The organism is Virgibacillus salexigens, assembly GCF_000723585.1.
In the GTDB taxonomy this organism is placed as follows: domain Bacteria; phylum Bacillota; class Bacilli; order Bacillales; family Amphibacillaceae; genus Virgibacillus; species Virgibacillus salexigens.
In genome coordinates this window covers 453,794-470,886 of the sequence record NZ_CCDP010000002.1, presented here as the reverse complement: position 1 = coordinate 470,886, position 17,093 = coordinate 453,794, and the positions used below count along the sequence as shown (strand labels likewise).

18 protein-coding genes and 2 pseudogenes are annotated in these 17,093 nt (G+C 36.1%); 14 read left to right on the top strand and 6 right to left on the bottom strand.

What is annotated here, in order from left to right; all coding sequences use genetic code 11:
* Positions 1-18: 18 nt before the first annotated feature.
* From BN990_RS15125 to BN990_RS15105, 5 genes and pseudogenes are all read left to right on the top strand, one after another.
* Positions 19-396: a hypothetical protein gene (locus tag BN990_RS15125; RefSeq protein WP_021292007.1), complete on the top strand. Its 378-nt coding sequence runs from the start codon at positions 19-21 to the stop codon at positions 394-396.
* Positions 397-421: 25 nt separating this feature from the next.
* Positions 422-1,060, top strand: a complete 639-nt coding sequence (locus BN990_RS15120; protein WP_021292008.1) for a VC0807 family protein — start codon at positions 422-424, stop codon at positions 1,058-1,060.
* A gap of 39 nt (positions 1,061-1,099) precedes the next feature.
* Positions 1,100-1,807, top strand: coding sequence for an aspartate/glutamate racemase family protein (locus BN990_RS15115; protein ID WP_038245722.1), 708 nt, complete (start codon positions 1,100-1,102; stop codon positions 1,805-1,807).
* A pseudogene (locus tag BN990_RS15110) lies at positions 1,800-2,176 on the top strand (VOC family protein). The gene BN990_RS15115 and the pseudogene BN990_RS15110 overlap by 8 nt, the downstream one beginning before the upstream one ends.
* 108 nt (positions 2,177-2,284) lie before the next feature.
* On the top strand, positions 2,285-3,232 hold the full coding sequence (locus tag BN990_RS15105) for a phosphotransferase (RefSeq protein ID WP_021292011.1): 948 nt from the start codon (positions 2,285-2,287) through the stop codon (positions 3,230-3,232).
* A 27-nt stretch (positions 3,233-3,259) separates the two neighbouring features.
* Here BN990_RS15105 and BN990_RS15100 read toward each other — a convergent pair whose 3' ends face one another.
* Positions 3,260-4,777 carry a DHA2 family efflux MFS transporter permease subunit gene (locus tag BN990_RS15100; RefSeq protein ID WP_051739273.1) on the bottom strand — a complete coding sequence of 506 codons (1,518 nt, stop codon included), beginning with the start codon at positions 4,775-4,777 and terminating at the stop codon, positions 3,260-3,262.
* Positions 4,778-5,458: 681 nt separating this feature from the next.
* Between BN990_RS15100 and BN990_RS15095 the strand changes: the two genes are divergently transcribed.
* Positions 5,459-6,007, top strand: coding sequence for an NADPH-dependent FMN reductase (locus BN990_RS15095; RefSeq protein WP_021292014.1), 549 nt, complete (start codon positions 5,459-5,461; stop codon positions 6,005-6,007).
* 92 nt (positions 6,008-6,099) lie between these two features.
* A complete protein-coding gene (gene fosM, locus BN990_RS15090; RefSeq protein WP_038245721.1) occupies positions 6,100-6,522 on the top strand; it encodes a FosM family fosfomycin resistance protein in 423 nt (140 codons plus the stop codon).
* A 134-nt stretch (positions 6,523-6,656) separates the two neighbouring features.
* Here fosM and BN990_RS15085 read toward each other — a convergent pair whose 3' ends face one another.
* Positions 6,657-7,070 carry a DUF6376 family protein gene (locus tag BN990_RS15085; RefSeq protein WP_021292016.1) on the bottom strand — a complete coding sequence of 138 codons (414 nt, stop codon included), beginning with the start codon at positions 7,068-7,070 and terminating at the stop codon, positions 6,657-6,659.
* Positions 7,071-7,211: 141 nt separating this feature from the next.
* On the opposite strand from BN990_RS15085, the gene BN990_RS15080 reads away from it, so the two are divergent.
* From BN990_RS15080 to BN990_RS15065, 4 genes are all read left to right on the top strand, one after another.
* A complete protein-coding gene (locus BN990_RS15080) occupies positions 7,212-7,943 on the top strand; it encodes a hypothetical protein (protein WP_021292017.1) in 732 nt (243 codons plus the stop codon).
* Positions 7,944-8,187: 244 nt separating this feature from the next.
* On the top strand, positions 8,188-9,609 hold the full coding sequence (locus BN990_RS15075) for an MDR family MFS transporter (RefSeq protein ID WP_021292018.1): 1,422 nt from the start codon (positions 8,188-8,190) through the stop codon (positions 9,607-9,609).
* A gap of 390 nt (positions 9,610-9,999) precedes the next feature.
* Positions 10,000-11,091, top strand: a complete 1,092-nt coding sequence (gene proB / locus BN990_RS15070; RefSeq protein ID WP_038245720.1) for a glutamate 5-kinase — start codon at positions 10,000-10,002, stop codon at positions 11,089-11,091.
* Between the two features lie 29 nt (positions 11,092-11,120).
* Positions 11,121-12,368 (top strand): glutamate-5-semialdehyde dehydrogenase, encoded by a 1,248-nt coding sequence (locus BN990_RS15065; RefSeq protein WP_038245719.1) that lies wholly within the window; start codon positions 11,121-11,123, stop codon positions 12,366-12,368.
* 60 nt (positions 12,369-12,428) lie between these two features.
* On the opposite strand, the gene BN990_RS15060 is transcribed toward BN990_RS15065, so the two are convergent.
* The 4 genes and pseudogenes from BN990_RS15060 to BN990_RS15050 all read right to left on the bottom strand — a co-directional run bounded on the left by BN990_RS15060 (position 12,429) and on the right by BN990_RS15050 (position 14,111).
* Positions 12,429-12,734: a MerR family transcriptional regulator gene (locus BN990_RS15060; RefSeq protein WP_021292022.1), complete on the bottom strand. Its 306-nt coding sequence runs from the start codon at positions 12,732-12,734 to the stop codon at positions 12,429-12,431.
* Positions 12,735-12,872: 138 nt separating this feature from the next.
* Positions 12,873-13,025: a hypothetical protein gene (locus tag BN990_RS22645; RefSeq protein ID WP_021292023.1), complete on the bottom strand. Its 153-nt coding sequence runs from the start codon at positions 13,023-13,025 to the stop codon at positions 12,873-12,875.
* 169 nt (positions 13,026-13,194) lie between these two features.
* Positions 13,195-13,755, bottom strand: a pseudogene (locus BN990_RS15055) (LrgB family protein).
* Complete coding sequence (locus BN990_RS15050) at positions 13,752-14,111, bottom strand: CidA/LrgA family protein (protein ID WP_038245717.1); 360 nt, start codon at positions 14,109-14,111, stop codon at positions 13,752-13,754. The pseudogene BN990_RS15055 and the gene BN990_RS15050 overlap by 4 nt, the downstream one beginning before the upstream one ends.
* Positions 14,112-14,327: 216 nt before the next feature.
* On the opposite strand from BN990_RS15050, the gene csaA reads away from it, so the two are divergent.
* The 3 genes from csaA to BN990_RS15035 all read left to right on the top strand — a co-directional run bounded on the left by csaA (position 14,328) and on the right by BN990_RS15035 (position 17,025).
* Positions 14,328-14,657, top strand: coding sequence for a chaperone CsaA (csaA, locus tag BN990_RS15045; RefSeq protein WP_021292027.1), 330 nt, complete (start codon positions 14,328-14,330; stop codon positions 14,655-14,657).
* Between the two features lie 377 nt (positions 14,658-15,034).
* Positions 15,035-15,466, top strand: a complete 432-nt coding sequence (locus BN990_RS15040) for an RDD family protein (protein ID WP_021292028.1) — start codon at positions 15,035-15,037, stop codon at positions 15,464-15,466.
* 152 nt (positions 15,467-15,618) lie between these two features.
* On the top strand, positions 15,619-17,025 hold the full coding sequence (locus BN990_RS15035; RefSeq protein WP_420340855.1) for an FAD-binding oxidoreductase: 1,407 nt from the start codon (positions 15,619-15,621) through the stop codon (positions 17,023-17,025).
* Positions 17,026-17,093: the final 68 nt, after the last annotated feature.

The window sequence follows — 17,093 nt, the reverse complement described above, 5'->3', positions numbered from 1 at the left end:
CGTTCAGGAGGTAAGCTCATGAAAATTTTTAATTTTGCCAAAGATGCAGGGAATGCAATTACTCTATTTGGTTCAATTAATATGGTGATGTCACGAATTATCCAAATTGGAAAAGGTAGATATCCATATTGGATGTATTCCCATTTAGAAGCTAACGGAAAGATTGGCGAACATGCTGCCTCAACTGATCAATTATTACTAATCGTATCTGGTTCAGGCCAGGTAAAGGGAAAAGAAAATGTATTTCAGGATGTTACTCGTAACGATGCTGTACTTTGGGAGAGAACAGAAATGCATAAAACAATAACTGAAGCAGGACTAACAGCAATTGTTATTGAAGGGAATAGCATTGATCCTGCACCTTATTTGCCAATGAAACAGGGGCATTCATATTGAATTATTTAAATTTAGGAGCGTACGTATGCAAAAGAATATCGTAATTTGGGATTTAATTTGTTATCTGGCTTTTCCATTATTGGTATGGAATGTTTTAAGGGATTACATCGGTGATTATCCTGCAATGCTTCTATCAACGATACCCGGAATTGTGTATTCCTGCATCCGTTTTTTTGCAGTAAAGAAGATAAATACGTTTGGTATATTTATGATTGTTACGTTAATTGCCAGTACCTTGGTAAACGTACTTGCTGGCTCAGCAATACAGATGCTTTGGAATAATGTATATTATGCATTTGCCATGGCCGCATTCTTTTTATTTACTATATTAATCAAACGGCCATTGGTTTTATTGTTTACCTTAGATTTTGCCGAGCTGCAAGGCCAAAGTCGTAAAAAAATGAAAAAAATTTTTTATGAGAAAAGATTTTATATGATCTTCAATTTAATTACGTTTGGATTTGCCATGAGGGAAGTTATCTTAGGAATTATAAAAGTTAGACTAATATCAGCATATGGCATAGAGGCGTTTGATAAAGGGTTAATCATTCGAAATATCCTCAGTTGGGGGATTACTGCATTATGTGTACTGGGATTTATTTATATATCGAAGCTTTTACATACGCAGACGGCGAATTATACAGGTAAGTTCAAGACGTACTGAATTCGGAGTAGGTTAAATAAAAGGAATGAGGAGAATAACGTGAGAACCATTGGTTTACTTGGGGGAATGAGTTGGGAATCTTCGGCAACATATTATGAATTAATTAATAAAGAAGTGAAAACACGGCTGGGTGGATTGCATTCAGCTTCTTGCATTATGTATAGCGTTGATTTTCATCAGATGGAGAGGTATCAATCTACAGGTAAATGGGAAAAAGCAGGTCAATTGCTTGCAAATGCAGCTAGGTCGTTAGAACAAGCTGGAGCTTCTTTTATCATACTTTGTACAAATACGATGCACAAAGTCGTTGACATGATTCAAGCTGCTATCACGGTACCGGTCCTACATATTGCGGATGCTACAGCGAAAACTATTAAACAAAAAGGCATGAAGAATGTTGGTTTACTTGGGACGGCTTATACGATGGAACAAGATTTTTATAAGTCACGCCTTGAAGAACATGGAATTCATGTGGTGATTCCTGATCAAGAAGAAAGACGCAACATAAATGACATCATATTCAATGAATTATGTCTGGGTCATACTCATACATCTTCAAGGGCTGTTTTTCAAAAGGTGATAAATGGACTGATCGAACAGGAAGCCGAAGGTGTTATTTTAGGCTGTACAGAGATTGGCATGTTACTCAAAAGCGAAGATGTCATACTGCCTATTTTTGATACGACAACTATACATGCGTTAGAGGCGGTAAACCAATCGTTAAAAGGAGGCATCCAACTTGAATAACAGGTTATTACGAGCAGGCACGACTTATTTACCTATAAAGGAGTTAGAATTATCAATAACTTGGTATGTTCATTATTTAGGTGCTGTGCTAACGTATCAAGATAAAAATTAAACGATTCTTAATATGGCAGGCCAAAGTTTTTGTCTAGTGAAAGCGACGGACGGTCAAAAATTTTTTAGATCAACGTGGTCAAGAATGCTTTTCACTTGTCGTTTGAATTCAATGGATAAACTGATTTACTAAAGCTACATAGCGAATTATCCAGTCATCATATAAAAGTAGGTCCTATTGAAAACAGAGGACATGCTGGTAGGAATTTTATCTTTTCTGATCCTAATGGTAAGCAATTTGATGTATGGAGTGAGTGAAGTGATAATTTTAAACAATGTATGAAATAAACATGAATCTTACGAAAGGAATTACCAAGGTTTTGGCTGATTAAGCCCAATTTGCAGGTAATGTAGAGGGATTATCAAATGAATAGTAGTAAAATAATGAAGCATTTTGGAATTAAGACGGATGAAGCACCAATAAGTATTTATCCGTTCTCTCCAGTTTATAAAGTTCAACATACTACAGGAAATATAATTATAAAGAGAACACAGCAACCATTAGAAAAAGCGAAAAGGTTAATGAAGTACTTATTGCATTTAAGGAAAAACAAGATTGATATTGTCACCCCGGTTGTATTGGACAGAGAGAATCCAATAGAGATGGAGGATGCGTGTTATGTGGCATATCCGTTTATAGAAGGTGAAGGTTACATTGCCTCGGAAAAGTCGATTAAAGAAGCAGGTAGATTACTTGGTTCCATTCATAGACTATCGGAGAGTACGAATACCTATCAGCTTCCAGAATACAATGTGTATGATTTTACAATAGAGGAAGTGGAAGAAAGTATGGCGGCAATTAGGAGATATGCAATGCCATATAAGGAGGATGTTCAGGTTCCTAAATTAAGAAAGCGATTATTAAAAGTGGTGGGACAACAAGATGAAATCAAACATGCTAAATTACCACATGTTGCAACACCCCATGATTATAAAGCAAATAATTTAGTATATACACCTGAGCCTTTTTTAATTGACCCAGATAACGCTACATGGATTCCACGTATTTTTGATTTAGCTCTCGTTTTATTATTGTTTCATAATGAATTAGAAACAGCCCCCGATCGTACATTCACTCCTGATGAATGGTACATATTTATGGATGGTTATACAGAGTATGTAAGATTAACTATGGAGGAGAAACATTTTTGGAAAAAAGCAGTAGAACATGTTTTTTTAGATGAAGTAATGTGGTTAATGGCTGAAGTTCCAGAAGATTGGAAGAGCCCTTCGCAACGTAATTTATTTCAGAGTATCGTCCATTTACTATTTCACATAGAGAACTATTTCATGCTAAGGACAAATACCTGGTGATCTGCTCACCAGGTATTTGTCTTTCCATTATGACTGATTTGGAACGGGAGTTTGCTGACTATCTTGCATTTCTGCTTGTTGCATTGCCATCTCCTGTTGCTGTTTTTGACTTTCTGTTGTATCAACACGTTTCATAAATAGAGCTAAAATCAATGCTCCTACTGCAATTATGGTTGATATGAAGAAGGTAAAGTTAATTCCGCTTAACATTGCCTCATTCATAATTTGGGCTTGCATTTCTGCCATCGCTTGGTCAGAAGGAACAGCACTCGGATCCATATTTGCCATTGCTTGCTCACCCAACTCAGTTGCCTTACTTTCTGTGCGATTATTCATTACTGTAATTAATAGTGCAGAACCAATTGCTCCTGACACTTGTTGTAGGGTATTATTCATTGCAGTTCCGTGCGGGTTATCTTTAATTGGTAGTTGGTTTAAGCCATTTGTCATAACAGGCATCATGACCATTGACATTCCGAACATACGAACCGTGTATAGAAGCATGATCGTACCATAAGCAGTATCCATATCTAGACGGCTAAAGAAATAGGTTGTTGCAATGGTAATGAATAGACCCGTAATTGCTAACAATTTTGGCCCGTATTTGTCAAATAATCTTCCTGTAATTGGTGACATAATTCCCATCACAAGTGCTCCTGGTAGCATTAATAACCCAGAATCTAGTGGAGAAATGCCACGAATCGTCTGTACGTAAATAGGCATTAAAATCATTGCTGAGAACATTGCTACAGCAAGGACAATGGAGATAGCGGATGATAATGCGAACATCGAATGCTTAAAGATTCGAAACTCTAACATTGGATCATCCATTCGTAATTGACGAAGAATAAGGCCAATGACAGACAAGGCTCCAACAATAATCGTTCCATAAACAGATGGATCATTCCATCCGCTTTCTCCTGCTGAACTAAATCCATAAAGTAACCCACCAAAACCTAAACTTGATAAAATAATGGACAGGATATCAAGTCTAATGGCTCGTTGCGGGGTAATATTTTTTAATTTAACGATTGCATAGATTAGTGTAAATACAGCAAACGGGAGTACAATATAGAATAGCGTTCTCCAATCATAATGTTCAATAATCCAACCAGATAATGTTGGGCCAATTGCAGGTGCAACAATCATTACCAAACCAAAGGTTCCCATTGCTGTACCTCGTTTTTCGACTGGAAATGCGGTTAGCATGACATTCATTAATAATGGCATCATCACTGCTGAACCGGCCGCTTGAATCATTCGAGCTACAAGTAGTATTCCAAATGAAGAGGCAAGGGCAGCTGTTAGTGTTCCAGCTGTAAATAGAGCCATGGCAGTTATAAATAAACTTTTATTGGTAAACCGCTGAATAAAAAATGCGCTTGCTGGAATAAGAATTCCGTTTACCAGCATATATCCATTTGTTAACCACTGTACGGCGGATGGACTTACATCAAATTCGGCCATAATTGACGGCAATGCTATATTTAATAACGTTTCATTTAATATGGCAACAAATGCTCCAATAAATAAAATAGCGATCATTCCATAGGGTGGACGTTTTTCAATAGAATGTGCTTCCAATTGTTCATTCCTTCTTTCATTCTGAAGAGTAATTTTTTATATAATACTAACCTATTTTATACTCATAGTATAATAAAATCAATATCTTTATTGAAAATTTACATTAAAGTTGATTTGGCAGCGTTTTACTGATCAGATTTATTTATAAAATGGTGCTTTTTTCTTCCGCTGTTTTTTTGGTTTTGTACACTTATTATAATACTTTCGTTAATAGAGAATAATGCATCAATATAAAGGTTTGGTTTAACTTCTTGAGAATTAAGGTATGATAGAAATATAAATAAATTGGAGGAAATACGATGAAAAGGTTAATTCGAAAACTAATAAAATATGGTCCCATTATCTATCCGGTAATAAAAAAATATTTAAATAAACGAAAATCCAAAAAATATCCAGGAGATTAATAAAAGGCGAAGCGTTTCTGAGCTTCGCCTTTAAAAATGGTTGAAATCAACAATATGGAGGGGCTCGACTAGAGGAAACTAATCAGTAATGTACTTGATGTACATGGACATCCTGCATAGGGCATTTATGGTTTTTCTAATCTGTTTCATAAATGAAACAGATCTCTTGATGTTTCCTGTGATTTTTGTAACAATATATTATGCGATTATTTTTAATAACTAACAGGAGGAATACGAGATGAAAATTGTAGCAATGGTCGGAAGTAACCGCCAAGATTCATACAACTTGAAGCTGACTCGCTTTTTACAAAAAAGATATACGAATAAAGTAGAGGTTGAGATTCTACCTATTGATCAGCTTCCTTTTTATAATCAGGATGAGGAATACAATCCACCTGAAATTGTGAAAGAAATTCGAAATAAAATCTTAATGAGTGATGGTGTACTTATTGCAACACCAGAATATAATGGTTCTATTTCAGGCATGTTAAAAAATGCGCTTGATTGGTTCTCGAGAGTAGAACAAGTATTAGTGAAAAAACCAGTCATGATCGTTGGTGCTTCTATGGGTGCAATGGGAACGATCCGTGCGCAAATGCACCTTCGTCAAATCTTACAAGCTCCAGGGATTGGTGCATTGACATTGCCAGGCAATGAAGTATTCATTGGTTCTGTTCATGAAAAAATGGATGAGCAAGGCAAGCTTACCGATGAACCAACAATTGAATTTGTAGATTCCGTAGTTGATAACTTTATCGATTGGGTAGAGAAAACAAAAGTTTTTTAATGAATTAAACATGCAAGCTTAACACTTACTTTCAAAAATTTATTTTTTGAAGGTAAGTTTTTTTGTATCATAATGAAAAGGAGGGACAAAACTTGAGAATAAAAGGAATTAATCATTTGCTATTTTCAGTTTCTGATTTGGAAGTCTCTATTGATTTTTATCAGCACGTGTTTGATGCAAAACTTCTAGTGAAAGGGAAAAGTACGGCTTATTTTGATTTGAATGGGCTATGGCTAGCTTTAAATGAGGAGAAGAATGTTCCGCGAGAAGAAATTCAGGAGTCTTATACACACATTGCTTTTTCTATTGAAGAAAAAGATTTTCAGCAGATGTACGATCGGTTAGGGAGTTTAAACGTTTCTATATTGCAAGGTAGACAACGCGATGTTCGCGATAAGCAATCGATTTATTTTACAGATCCGGACGGGCATAAATTTGAGTTTCATACAGGTACCCTGGCAGATCGATTGGACTATTATAAGCAGGCGAAAAAGCATATGACATTCTATGACTAATTTCAGGTACTTTGAGTTTCTGTAATGAAAAAGCACTCGGGTAGGCGCGATGAGATTTTTGCTTACCCGAGTTATCTCTTGGTAGATATTATGTTCATTTCGGTCCATGAAGATACGGTGTTTTCGTTACAGTCTTATAATTCCAATTGTTCAATTTGTGATTGGAATTCGATAATATTCTCCATTGTTTGATATACTTCTGACTCCTTAAATTGTTCAACGGCAATTTCTCCTTGATCAATGATACCATTTGTTGCATCCAATAATGCTTGGCTTTGAGATTCTAATTTCTGATGAATATCTTCAGCCAGGCTCGGTGGTTCTATCGTAAGAAAATCCTTTATTGTATCTTGTAGACCTTCTAGCTTTATGACAAGCTCTTCTTCTGGAAGTTGTGTTGCTTCGTTTGCAAATTCACTTAAATCATTTATATAATCTGATGTTTCATTCACATAATTGACTGAATTCGTTGTTTCTTCTAGAAAAGAACATCCAGTTAAGCTCCCGATAAATAAAACGGACAGTAGAATAAAAATCGCTTTTTTCATTTGTTACTCCTTTCTTTTTTATAACACTTTATATAATCTACATACGATGAAACATCATTTTTGTTTCATAAAATCAATAAATGATTTTGTAACAAATGGGTAAGCTATTTTCTTGAGAGGATATAGAAAGGATGTAAGAAGATGAAAAAAATATTACTATTAAGTATGATTGCGATTTTTGCTTTGGTAGCAGGTGGGAATTCGGTCTCTGCAGAATTTTTAGACATCCGATTATCGGACATGCATCATTCCAAGCAAGCAAACGATGTTCATAAGGCGTTACTTCATCAAAAGGCGAAAGAATTAGGAATTAAGGTAGAAGATAAGTCAACAAAAGAAATTCATAAGGAAATTATAAAAACAACCATTCTAAAAAATGCAAAAGAAATGGGAGTAGAAACAAAAGGAAAATCATTTAAAGAACTGAAGGAAGAAGTTCATCATCAAAAAGTTATAAACAAAGCGAAAGAACTAGGAATAGCTACAAACAATAAGTCGCAAGAGAATCTGGCGAAAGAAGTTCATGAAGCAATGATTAAAAATAAAGCGCAACAATTAGGAATTGAACAACAAGGCAAAAGTATCAAGGAGCTGAAGAAAGAAGTTCTTGCACATTCGGTAAAAAAAGAGGCGCAAGAGCTAGGGATTGAAACGAAGGGGGAAGAAGTAAAAGCTTTAGTACATGCTATTCATGAAGCAAAATTATATACCACAGCCGAAAAACTTGGGATACTTACAAGCGGAAAAAGTGCCAATGAGTTAATGGAGGAAATCATTGTAAATCATGCTACGGAAGCGGCAGAACTAAACCTTTATCCATTTAAAAATGGCAAGCTTCATTTTCATGCTTCTCATAGAGAACTTCGGAAATAGGAAAAACGAGCAAGGATGCTCGTTTTTTTATGAATGAGAAAATGGATTGAATTTTTTACATAGTGGTTGAAACATTTTAGTTTGTAATGTATTTTCGATATGGTATGATGATGTTTATGACTAAACTTTGAGTCTAAATTAGGGTGCTTTATAGCTCTACCACAGGTAATACGTATGTATAAAAAGCTGTCGCTGAGGCATCCATAAGATTAAAAAGAATTTTAAAAGAAAGAAGGAAGATTTTATGGTGGACAACAATGTTTCAGAAGCAAATAATCCAACTTCTGTAAATAAAGTACCGCTAATGATTGTTCTTATATCTGGTGCTTTTGTTGCTATTTTAAATCAAACATTATTAGCCACAGCCTTGCCTCATATTATGGCAGACTTGCAATTAGACGCTAATACAGCACAATGGTTGCAATCCATTTTTATGCTTGTTAATGGAATAATGATTCCAATTACTGCATTTTTAATTGAACGTTTTACAACAAGAGGATTGTTCTTGACTGCATTAACGATATTTGCGGTGGGAACAGTGATCTGTGCAATCGCTCCGAATTTCAGTATCTTGATGGCTGGACGTGTTGCACAAGCTGCCGCTGCTGGTATTATTATGCCATTAATGCAGACTATATTATTCCTAATATTTCCTGTTGAAAAACGCGGTTCAGCAATGGGGATGTTTGGGTTGGTTATCGCATTTGCTCCAGCCATTGGACCAACGTTATCCGGCTGGTTAGTAGAGCATTTTCCGTGGAGAAGTCTGTTCTATATTATATTGCCAATCATTATTGTTGATATTATTATTGCTTACTTTATATTAAAGAATATTACAAATCGTACATTCCCAAAATTGGATATGATATCCATTGTTCTTTCAACGTTAGGGTTCGGAGGCCTATTATTTGGATTCAGTAGTGCTGGTAATAACGGCTGGGGAAGCTTCGAGGTTATTCTTTCTCTAGTTATAGGTGCAATCACGCTCTTCTTCTTTATTTGGAGACAAATGAAGCTGGAACAACCAATCCTTGAATTCCGGGTATTTAAAAATAGTATTTTCACTTTAACAACCGTTTTAGGTATGGTTACATTCATAGCGATGATTGGAGCAGCAGTTGTATTACCATTACTCGCTCAAAATATGCTTGGGTTTACTGCATTGGAATCAGGGTTAATGTTATTACCTGGTGCTGTGCTTATGGGAGTTATGAACCCAATTACGGGGCGTTTATTTGATAAGTTTGGGGCGCGGTGGCTCTCCATTATTGGATTAACGATTGTTACCGTGACTACATTTATGTTTTCAAATTTATCAGCAGATACAACGTTTACTTATCTTGCCACCGTTAATGCAATTCGTATGTTTGGAATTGCTATGGTAATGATGCCTGTTACAACAGCTGGATTAAACCAGCTACCAGTGAATTTAATTCCACATGGTACAGCTATGAATAATACCATGCGACAAGTTGCTGGTGCAGTTGGTACAGCACTGTTAGTTTCGGTTATGACAAATAGTGCAATACCTGAAGAAGGGTTAAATGGTATGATCCATGGTGTAAATGTGTCCTTTATTGTTGCAGGCGTGTTTGCAATCATTGCCCTAATCTTGTCATTCTTTATTAAAAGATCTCAACCGAAATCAGTACAGATAAGTAAGTAATTTGCATTAATTTTGAAAAAACAGTTGACATAAGTGCTATTTCTATCCATAATATTAAAAAAACATACTTGAACGGTAAGGAAGGAATAGTATGTGGTAGAAATAGGTGGCCAGAGAGAGTGGGTTATTAGCTGGAAGCCCACTTCACTTATTGTCACAGAACGCGCCTTCTGAGTCCTGCATAAAGCAGGCGCTTTGCATGGCGTTAACGCAACAAGACGGGATGTAATCATCCAAATTAGGTGGTACCGCGGAAGAAAAGCTCTTTCGTCCTGAGTAGCAGGACGAATAGGGCTTTTTTTATATATTACTTTCATTTTAATTATATTAGATAGCTGGTTCTTAGTTAAACATCTATAGAAAGAAGACAGAAGGATAGGGGCATACAGTATGAGTAAACAGAGAATTGTAGTCAAAATTGGAAGTAGTTCGTTAACTAATCCACAAGGTGAGCTAGATAAAAGGAAATTGACGGAGCATGTGGAAGCAATTGCTAGACTTCGTCAACAAAATCATGATGTTGTGTTAGTATCTTCTGGGGCAGTTGCTTCCGGTTTTTCTAAAATCGGCTATGCTTCAAAGCCGGTAACGGTAAAAGGAAAGCAAGCAGCTGCAGCGGTAGGGCAGGGATTATTAATTCAAACCTATATGGAGAAGTTTGCTGAGTTTAGGTTAACTGCTGCCCAATTACTACTAACTAGAGAAGATTTTACTACACGTAGTAGATACAAAAATGTATTCAATACGATGATGGAACTTTTGGAACGACGCGTCATTCCAATCATTAATGAAAATGATACGGTGTCTATAAATGAGCTTACATTTGGAGATAATGATATGCTTTCAGCATTAGTAAGTGGTATTGTTCATGCAGATCAATTAATGATGTTAACGGACATAAATGGTTTATATAATGGTAATCCGCGTACCAACCCAGATGTTGTTAAGTATGATTATCTAGAGATGATCACAGAGGAAATGATTGCCGCTGCTGAATCAAACGGGTCTTCTGTAGGTACCGGTGGGATGAAGTCAAAATTGGAAGCAGCACGAATGGCTTTATCTTTAGGTGTTAATGTATTTATTGGTACAGGTGAAGGGGAGAGAAAGCTCCTCGAAATTATTAGTGGCGATGGGGATGGTACATACATTTCTAATAAATCGAAAGTAACTGTTAATACAAATAGGCAGTGGATAGCACTTCATTCAGAGACGATGGGGAAAATTTATGTCGATGAAGGGGCAGAGAAAGCAATCTTATATCAAGGAGCAAGTCTTCTTTCCGCAGGAATACAAAAAATCAAAGGAACCTTTCAAGAAGGAGACGTGGTGGAAGTTTATGGAATAAAGGGGCTTATTGGAAAAGGGGAAGTCAGTTGTTCAGCTGCCATTGTGAACAAAGAAATGGAAGAAAGAAATACAGATAATAGCTGTTTATCATCACGCGTTATCCATCGTGATCGTTGGGTAAGGTTGAAATAATAAAGATAACATTTAGAGGAGGAGAGATAATGGAAGAAGTTCTGGAGAAAGGAAAGTTAGCCAAAGTCGCAAGTTATCAATTAAATGGGGTGACTACCGAAGATAAAAATAAGGCTTTGCAATTAATCGCAGATCAATTAATACAGGATTTGGATTATATATTAAGCGAAAATCAAAAAGATATTGTTGATGGCCGTACTAATGGCCTAAATGAATCTGTAATAGATCGAATTATGTTAGATAAAGATCGAATCCGATTAATGTATAATGCCATTTACCAATTAATTGATTTAGCCGATCCAATTGGTGACGTGCTTGAGTCGATTGAAAAGGATAATGGATTGCTAATTGAAAGGAAGCGTGTACCAATCGGAGTTATCGGTATGATTTATGAAGCAAGACCAAATGTTACCATCGATGCTGCAACTCTTGCTGTCAAAACTGGGAATGCAGTAATATTACGAGGCAGCTCCTCTGCTAAATATTCTAACCAAGCTTTAGTCCATTCGATACATCAAGCATTATCTACTAGCAATCTTTCTGTAGATGCAGTACAGTTAATTGAAAATACAAATAGAGATTCTGCAAAAGCATTATTTACATTAAATGAATATTTGGATGTATTAATTCCAAGAGGCGGGAAAAATTTGATTGAAACGGTGATTAAGGAATCTACCGTACCAGTAATAGAGACAGGTGCTGGTAATTGTCACGTTTATATTGACGATACAGCCGATGTGAAGATGGTTCAGGATATTGCAATTAATGCGAAAATACAACGACCATCTGTATGTAATGCGATTGAAACTGTTTTGATTCATGAGGATTGGTTTAATCATCATGGTGTAGAACTTCTTGATACATTACGAGAAAATAAGGTGGAAATTTATGGCGATGATATCGTATGTGAGGCTTTCCCTTTTGCTAAACAAGCATCAGAAGAAATATGGTACACAGAATTTCTTGATTTAGCAATTGCTGTACGTGTCGTAAAAAACTGCAATTCAGCTGTTAATCATATTAATGCTTATGGAACAAAGCATTCGGAAGCAATTATTACAGCAAATGATAATCACGCTATCTACTTTCAAACACATGTTGATGCTGCGGTTGTATATCATAACGCTTCAACAAGATTTACAGATGGTTTCGAATTTGGATATGGTGCAGAAATTGGCATTAGCACACAGAAATTACATGCAAGAGGACCGATGGGGCTTCCAGCATTAACATCTAGCAAATTCTTTATACATGGTACAGGGCAAATCCGTTCATAAATCTAATTTGAAACGACTGCATTAAATGTAGTCGTTTTTATAAGGAGAGAATTCGAAAATTTATGGACGCCGATTAAAGTGAGCGTTTAATTGGCCTTGTAACATTTCACTTCGAATGTCTTTCTTTCTTTTTTCTCGAATCATGTCACGTTTAATTTCAGTGGTTTGAACACCGTCTTCACGTAGATCAGCAATCTTCATTAACAATTCTATATCTGAAAAAGAATATTTTCTGGTTCCCCGTTTACTTCGTTCTGGAAATAATAGTCCGCGCTCTTCATAATAGCGAATTTTCCTTTCTGATAGGCCAGTAAGTTCGTGTACAATACCAATTGTAATTACTTTTTTATCTTTATAGGATATCATTTTGTTTCCCTCCTGAAGGATTAATCGACGTAATTTTCGGACAATACAGTCATTATCTCACTTTTATGTTAGGTTTCCTAACATAATGATTGGGAAGTGAATAGAAACGGAAACTATCCTGGATAGTTTCCGAATAACTTATAACTGATAAAATTTAACCAATCGCTGTAGTTCACTCAATGTGAGATTATTCATCTTCTTATTTTTATCCTCAATGACACCCGCATCTTTAAGTTTTAAAATATAATACAATTTCGCTTCTTCAATTCCCTCACGAAGCTGATTTCTCATTGACTCACCTCCATAAACATTTTGCATTTACCGTTCAATTTATGAGATAAAAGCCAGTAGCGGTACAATTATTGCAAGAAATAAGGCAGATATCGTCATTGCGATACTTCCCCATTGCACCTTCTTCTTCTCCCCATATTAAAGATCGATTTGCTCCTAACATTTGTGCCTAAGTACCCATAGCCAATCCTTTGGCAGATTTACTCCTAATACCTGCTTTCTTTAATAAATCAGGACCTATAATAAGTGATAATAAGGCAGAAGTAATTACAAACAGGACAGTAACTGAACCTAGACCACCAAGATCGCTAGATATGGTGAGGGCAATTGGTAATGTGACAGAGCGCGGAATTAGTGAAGCTAGCAGTTGATCTTGTAAATGAAAGAAGTGAGATAAACCAATCACTGCAAGAACTCCTAGTCCCGTTCCGCATATCACACCAAGACAGATTTTTTGATAATTTCGTTTAAGGAATTCCCACTGTTTGTATAATGGAACAGCTAGTGAGACGATGGTTAACTATAATAACAGGCTGAATAATTCAATTCCTTCCTGATAGCTCTCTCCTTTGATAGGTGTGAATAGTAATAGGATGACAACCATAACGGAAGCAGTATATAATGGGTTTAACCAAGATTTTTTGTATTTTTTAAATAAGAATAGTCCAAGTAAATAGCAGCTAATAGTAATCGTAATTGCAAGAAGTATGTTAAAAATGAAAAAGCTCATTCTACATTTCTTCTTTTTTCATATAGCTCTACAGCAAATCCTGTACCTAATAAACAACATATACTACTTGCTAGAAGTATAAATAAGATGTTCCATTGGAGTATTTGTATAAAACCGGTGGAAAGAAATAAGGTGACGAGCGGAGGAATGAAAAGAAGTGTCAGATGCTTTAATTGAAAGTTAGATATCTTCTCAATCCATTCCAGTCGTATAACCCCCGTTAATAAGAAAAAGAATAATAGAATCATACCAATAATACTCCCTGGTAGTGGAAGGTGCATGACAGCTGCTATTCCATAACCCAAAAGAAGAAACAAATTTATTATCCCAAGCTGTATGAACCAGCGAAATATCATGTTATTCCCTCCAATCTGTAGATGATGATAGTAACAGATTAGAATAATTTTCTTGTCTTGTCATTCGATTTGTTAGATTATCTAACATGATATTTTGACATGATGGGATAGGAAATCTTACTTCGTAGGTTAGAAATGATTAGTTTCCTATATAAACAGGGATTAGGTGAGGGTTTAGCGAATTAATTATATAGAAAATGGAATGGAGGAATAAACTTGGCTACTATTGACGATTTTATGGAAATTGATATGAGAATTGGAACCGTAAGAAAGGCGGAACTGTTTCCAGAGGCTAAGCATCCCGCAATTAAATTATTTATTGATTTTGGAGAACTTGGTATGAAACAATCGTCTGCGCAAATAACCAAACGTTATACACCAGAAGATTTGATTGGTCGGCAAGTAGCAGCAGTTGTTAACTTCCCGCCTATGCGAATTGCTGGATTTAAATCAGAAGTGCTCGTATTAGGTGGGGTGCCGGAAAAAGGCGATGTCGTACTGTTGAATCCAGGAGAAGAAGTGAAAAACGGTACTCGAATTTCTTAATTTGCATATCAAACATATAAAATAAAGAAATGAAGTTCTTAGGAAGGGAACGGACAGATGACAATGATAAAAACTGTCAACAAAATAGGCCTGCTTACGAAGGTAATATCGTTCTACTATCTAACAAGATGACCGTATTGAAATAATAAACAATAAGAAACGGGTGTGGCATCTAGAAGACAATCAGGGACGATTACGTATGTCCTATTCTTCTTGGTAGGTATAATGCTATGGTATTTATCTGTTTATGTCCCTTTATGAAGTACGTGCGTACATATGAGCCATTTTGGTTAAAGTACATCTATCGATTGCACAGGTGAGTAGCAGAGAAAATAGGTTAAACGAACAACAAAGTAACGCATCAAGGAGGTTATTAAATGGCTGAAACAAAGCCAGCTGGATTCTGGATACGGGTATTAGCAAGTATCGTAGATTCGTTATTATTGTCTGTATTGGCAGCTATTATTGCATTCATTATTAACGATGAGGATTTTGTATTTTTGTATTCGCAAGCTGAAATGGAGACTTCCACTTCGGATTCATGGGCGTCTGCGATTTATATCATTTTATTTATGATTATATTAACGGCGAGTAAATGGAAAGGCTCACCAGGAAAAATTATCTGTAATATTCAAGTTGTTAATACGGATATGTCGCAGATAAGTATATTGAAATCAATTGGACGGTATTTAAGTTATTTCCTTTCTGCAATTCCATTATTGATTGGTTTTATGATGGCAGGTTGGAATGAAGAGAAAAAAGCTCTCCATGATATCATTTGTAAGACACGAGTTGTATATAGAAAGTGATCACTGCTTGTAGGGAATTAATTGTAGTTCTCTGCAAGCTTTTTTATGCTGAAAAATGCATCCCAATCCCCTTTCTTATTAGTAAATGATATCATCCAGAAATAAATCTCTTCAATAACGTATAGGTATTAAATGTGATAAACTATAAATAAATGAGACGATTTGAAAGGAAGATGGGGTTGAAACTATTAGAGGCTTTGCATCAGATTTTACCAAACGATCGTGTGACGAATAATGAAACCGTTTTAGACCAGCATAGCTCGGATGAATCGTACCATACACCAGCACGGCCAGATGTGGTGGTATTTCCTGAAAATACGGAAGAAGTCAGTGATATTATTAAGCTTGCAGCGTTATATGAGGTGCCAGTTGTCTCGTATGGTTTGGGAACGAGCTTAGAAGGAAGTATGATTCCCTATGATAAAGGGATTGTTATGGATTATTCATTGATGAACAAAGTATTGGAAATTCGACCAGATGATTTTCTTGTTAAAGTCCAACCAGGAGTAACCAGAAAACAATTGGAAAAAGAATTAAAGTCACATGGGTTATTTTTCTCGGTTGATCCAGGAGCAGACGCAACCCTAGGGGGCATGGCTGCAACAAATGCAAGTGGAACTACCTCAGTAAAATATGGAATTATGCGAGATCAAGTTCGAGACTTAGAAGTAGTGCTTGCAGATGGAACGATTATCCATACCGGTGGGATGGCAGCTAAGTCTTCGTCAGGTTACCATTTAAATGGATTATTTGTTGGTTCAGAGGGCACCTTAGGATGTTTTACAGAGCTTACACTTCAAGTGCATGGAATTCCTGAAAAAACAATGGCAGGAAGAGCCGCTTTTCATTCATTAGATGAAGCTGTATCTGCTGTCATTGGTATTTTGCAAGCGGGTATTCCAGTAGCAAGAGTAGAGTTGGTTGACGAACAATCAATGAAACAAATTAATTTATTTAGTGAGACAGATTATCCGGAAATTCCAACTGTATTCCTTGAATTCCATGGAAATGAGGCCGGATTACAACAAGATGTAGCGTTTGCCAAAGAAATTCTGCATGATTTAAACTGCCGATCCTTAGATTTTGAATCAGATACAGCTGCTAGACAGCAATTATGGGAGGCGCGACATAATGCGGCATACGCATATTTGCATAATTTCCCAGGAAAAAAACAGATGGTTACTGACGTATGTGTCCCAATATCTGAACTAGCTGGAGCAATTAAGGATGCAAGGGCAGCGATTGAAGCTTCTGGCCTTGACGGCGGAATTGTAGGTCATGTTGGTGATGGTAATTATCATATCTTATTAATGGTTGATGTAAATAAATCGGCTGATATAGATGAAGCTAATGTAGTAAATGAAAAAATCGTAGCCTATGCTTTGGATAGAGGCGGAACCTGTACGGGGGAACATGGGGTAGGTGTTGGTAAAGCAAAATATCAAGAAAAAGAGCATGGAAAAGCATTAGAAGTGATGCGAAAAATTAAGAAAACATTAGACCCGGCGGATATTTTAAATCCTGGTAAAATCTTATATGATAAGAAAATCCATTCTTAAGGAACTGCGTAGGAGGCAGTTCTTTTTTATTCGTAATTATCCTTATTCTGGGTTGGAATTCTTACCAG

Bases quoted from the DNA above. Each gene is read 5' to 3' on its own strand.
- BN990_RS15125 (WP_021292007.1), top strand. From the start codon at position 19: ATGAAAATTTTTAATTTTGCCAAAGATGCAGGGAATGCAATTACTCTA.
- BN990_RS15120 (WP_021292008.1), top strand. From the start codon at position 422: ATGCAAAAGAATATCGTAATTTGGGATTTAATTTGTTATCTGGCTTTT.
- BN990_RS15105 (WP_021292011.1), top strand. From the start codon at position 2,285: ATGAATAGTAGTAAAATAATGAAGCATTTTGGAATTAAGACGGATGAA.
- BN990_RS15100 (WP_051739273.1), bottom strand. From the start codon at position 4,777: ATGATCGCTATTTTATTTATTGGAGCATTTGTTGCCATATTAAATGAA.
- BN990_RS15095 (WP_021292014.1), top strand. From the start codon at position 5,459: ATGAAAATTGTAGCAATGGTCGGAAGTAACCGCCAAGATTCATACAAC.
- BN990_RS15085 (WP_021292016.1), bottom strand. From the start codon at position 7,070: ATGAAAAAAGCGATTTTTATTCTACTGTCCGTTTTATTTATCGGGAGC.
- BN990_RS15080 (WP_021292017.1), top strand. From the start codon at position 7,212: ATGAAAAAAATATTACTATTAAGTATGATTGCGATTTTTGCTTTGGTA.
- BN990_RS15075 (WP_021292018.1), top strand. From the start codon at position 8,188: ATGGTGGACAACAATGTTTCAGAAGCAAATAATCCAACTTCTGTAAAT.
- proB (WP_038245720.1), top strand. From the start codon at position 10,000: ATGAGTAAACAGAGAATTGTAGTCAAAATTGGAAGTAGTTCGTTAACT.
- BN990_RS15065 (WP_038245719.1), top strand. From the start codon at position 11,121: ATGGAAGAAGTTCTGGAGAAAGGAAAGTTAGCCAAAGTCGCAAGTTAT.
- BN990_RS15060 (WP_021292022.1), bottom strand. From the start codon at position 12,734: ATGATATCCTATAAAGATAAAAAAGTAATTACAATTGGTATTGTACAC.
- BN990_RS22645 (WP_021292023.1), bottom strand. From the start codon at position 13,025: ATGAGAAATCAGCTTCGTGAGGGAATTGAAGAAGCGAAATTGTATTAT.
- BN990_RS15050 (WP_038245717.1), bottom strand. From the start codon at position 14,111: ATGATATTTCGCTGGTTCATACAGCTTGGGATAATAAATTTGTTTCTT.
- BN990_RS15040 (WP_021292028.1), top strand. From the start codon at position 15,035: ATGGCTGAAACAAAGCCAGCTGGATTCTGGATACGGGTATTAGCAAGT.
- BN990_RS15035 (WP_420340855.1), top strand. From the start codon at position 15,619: ATGAGACGATTTGAAAGGAAGATGGGGTTGAAACTATTAGAGGCTTTG.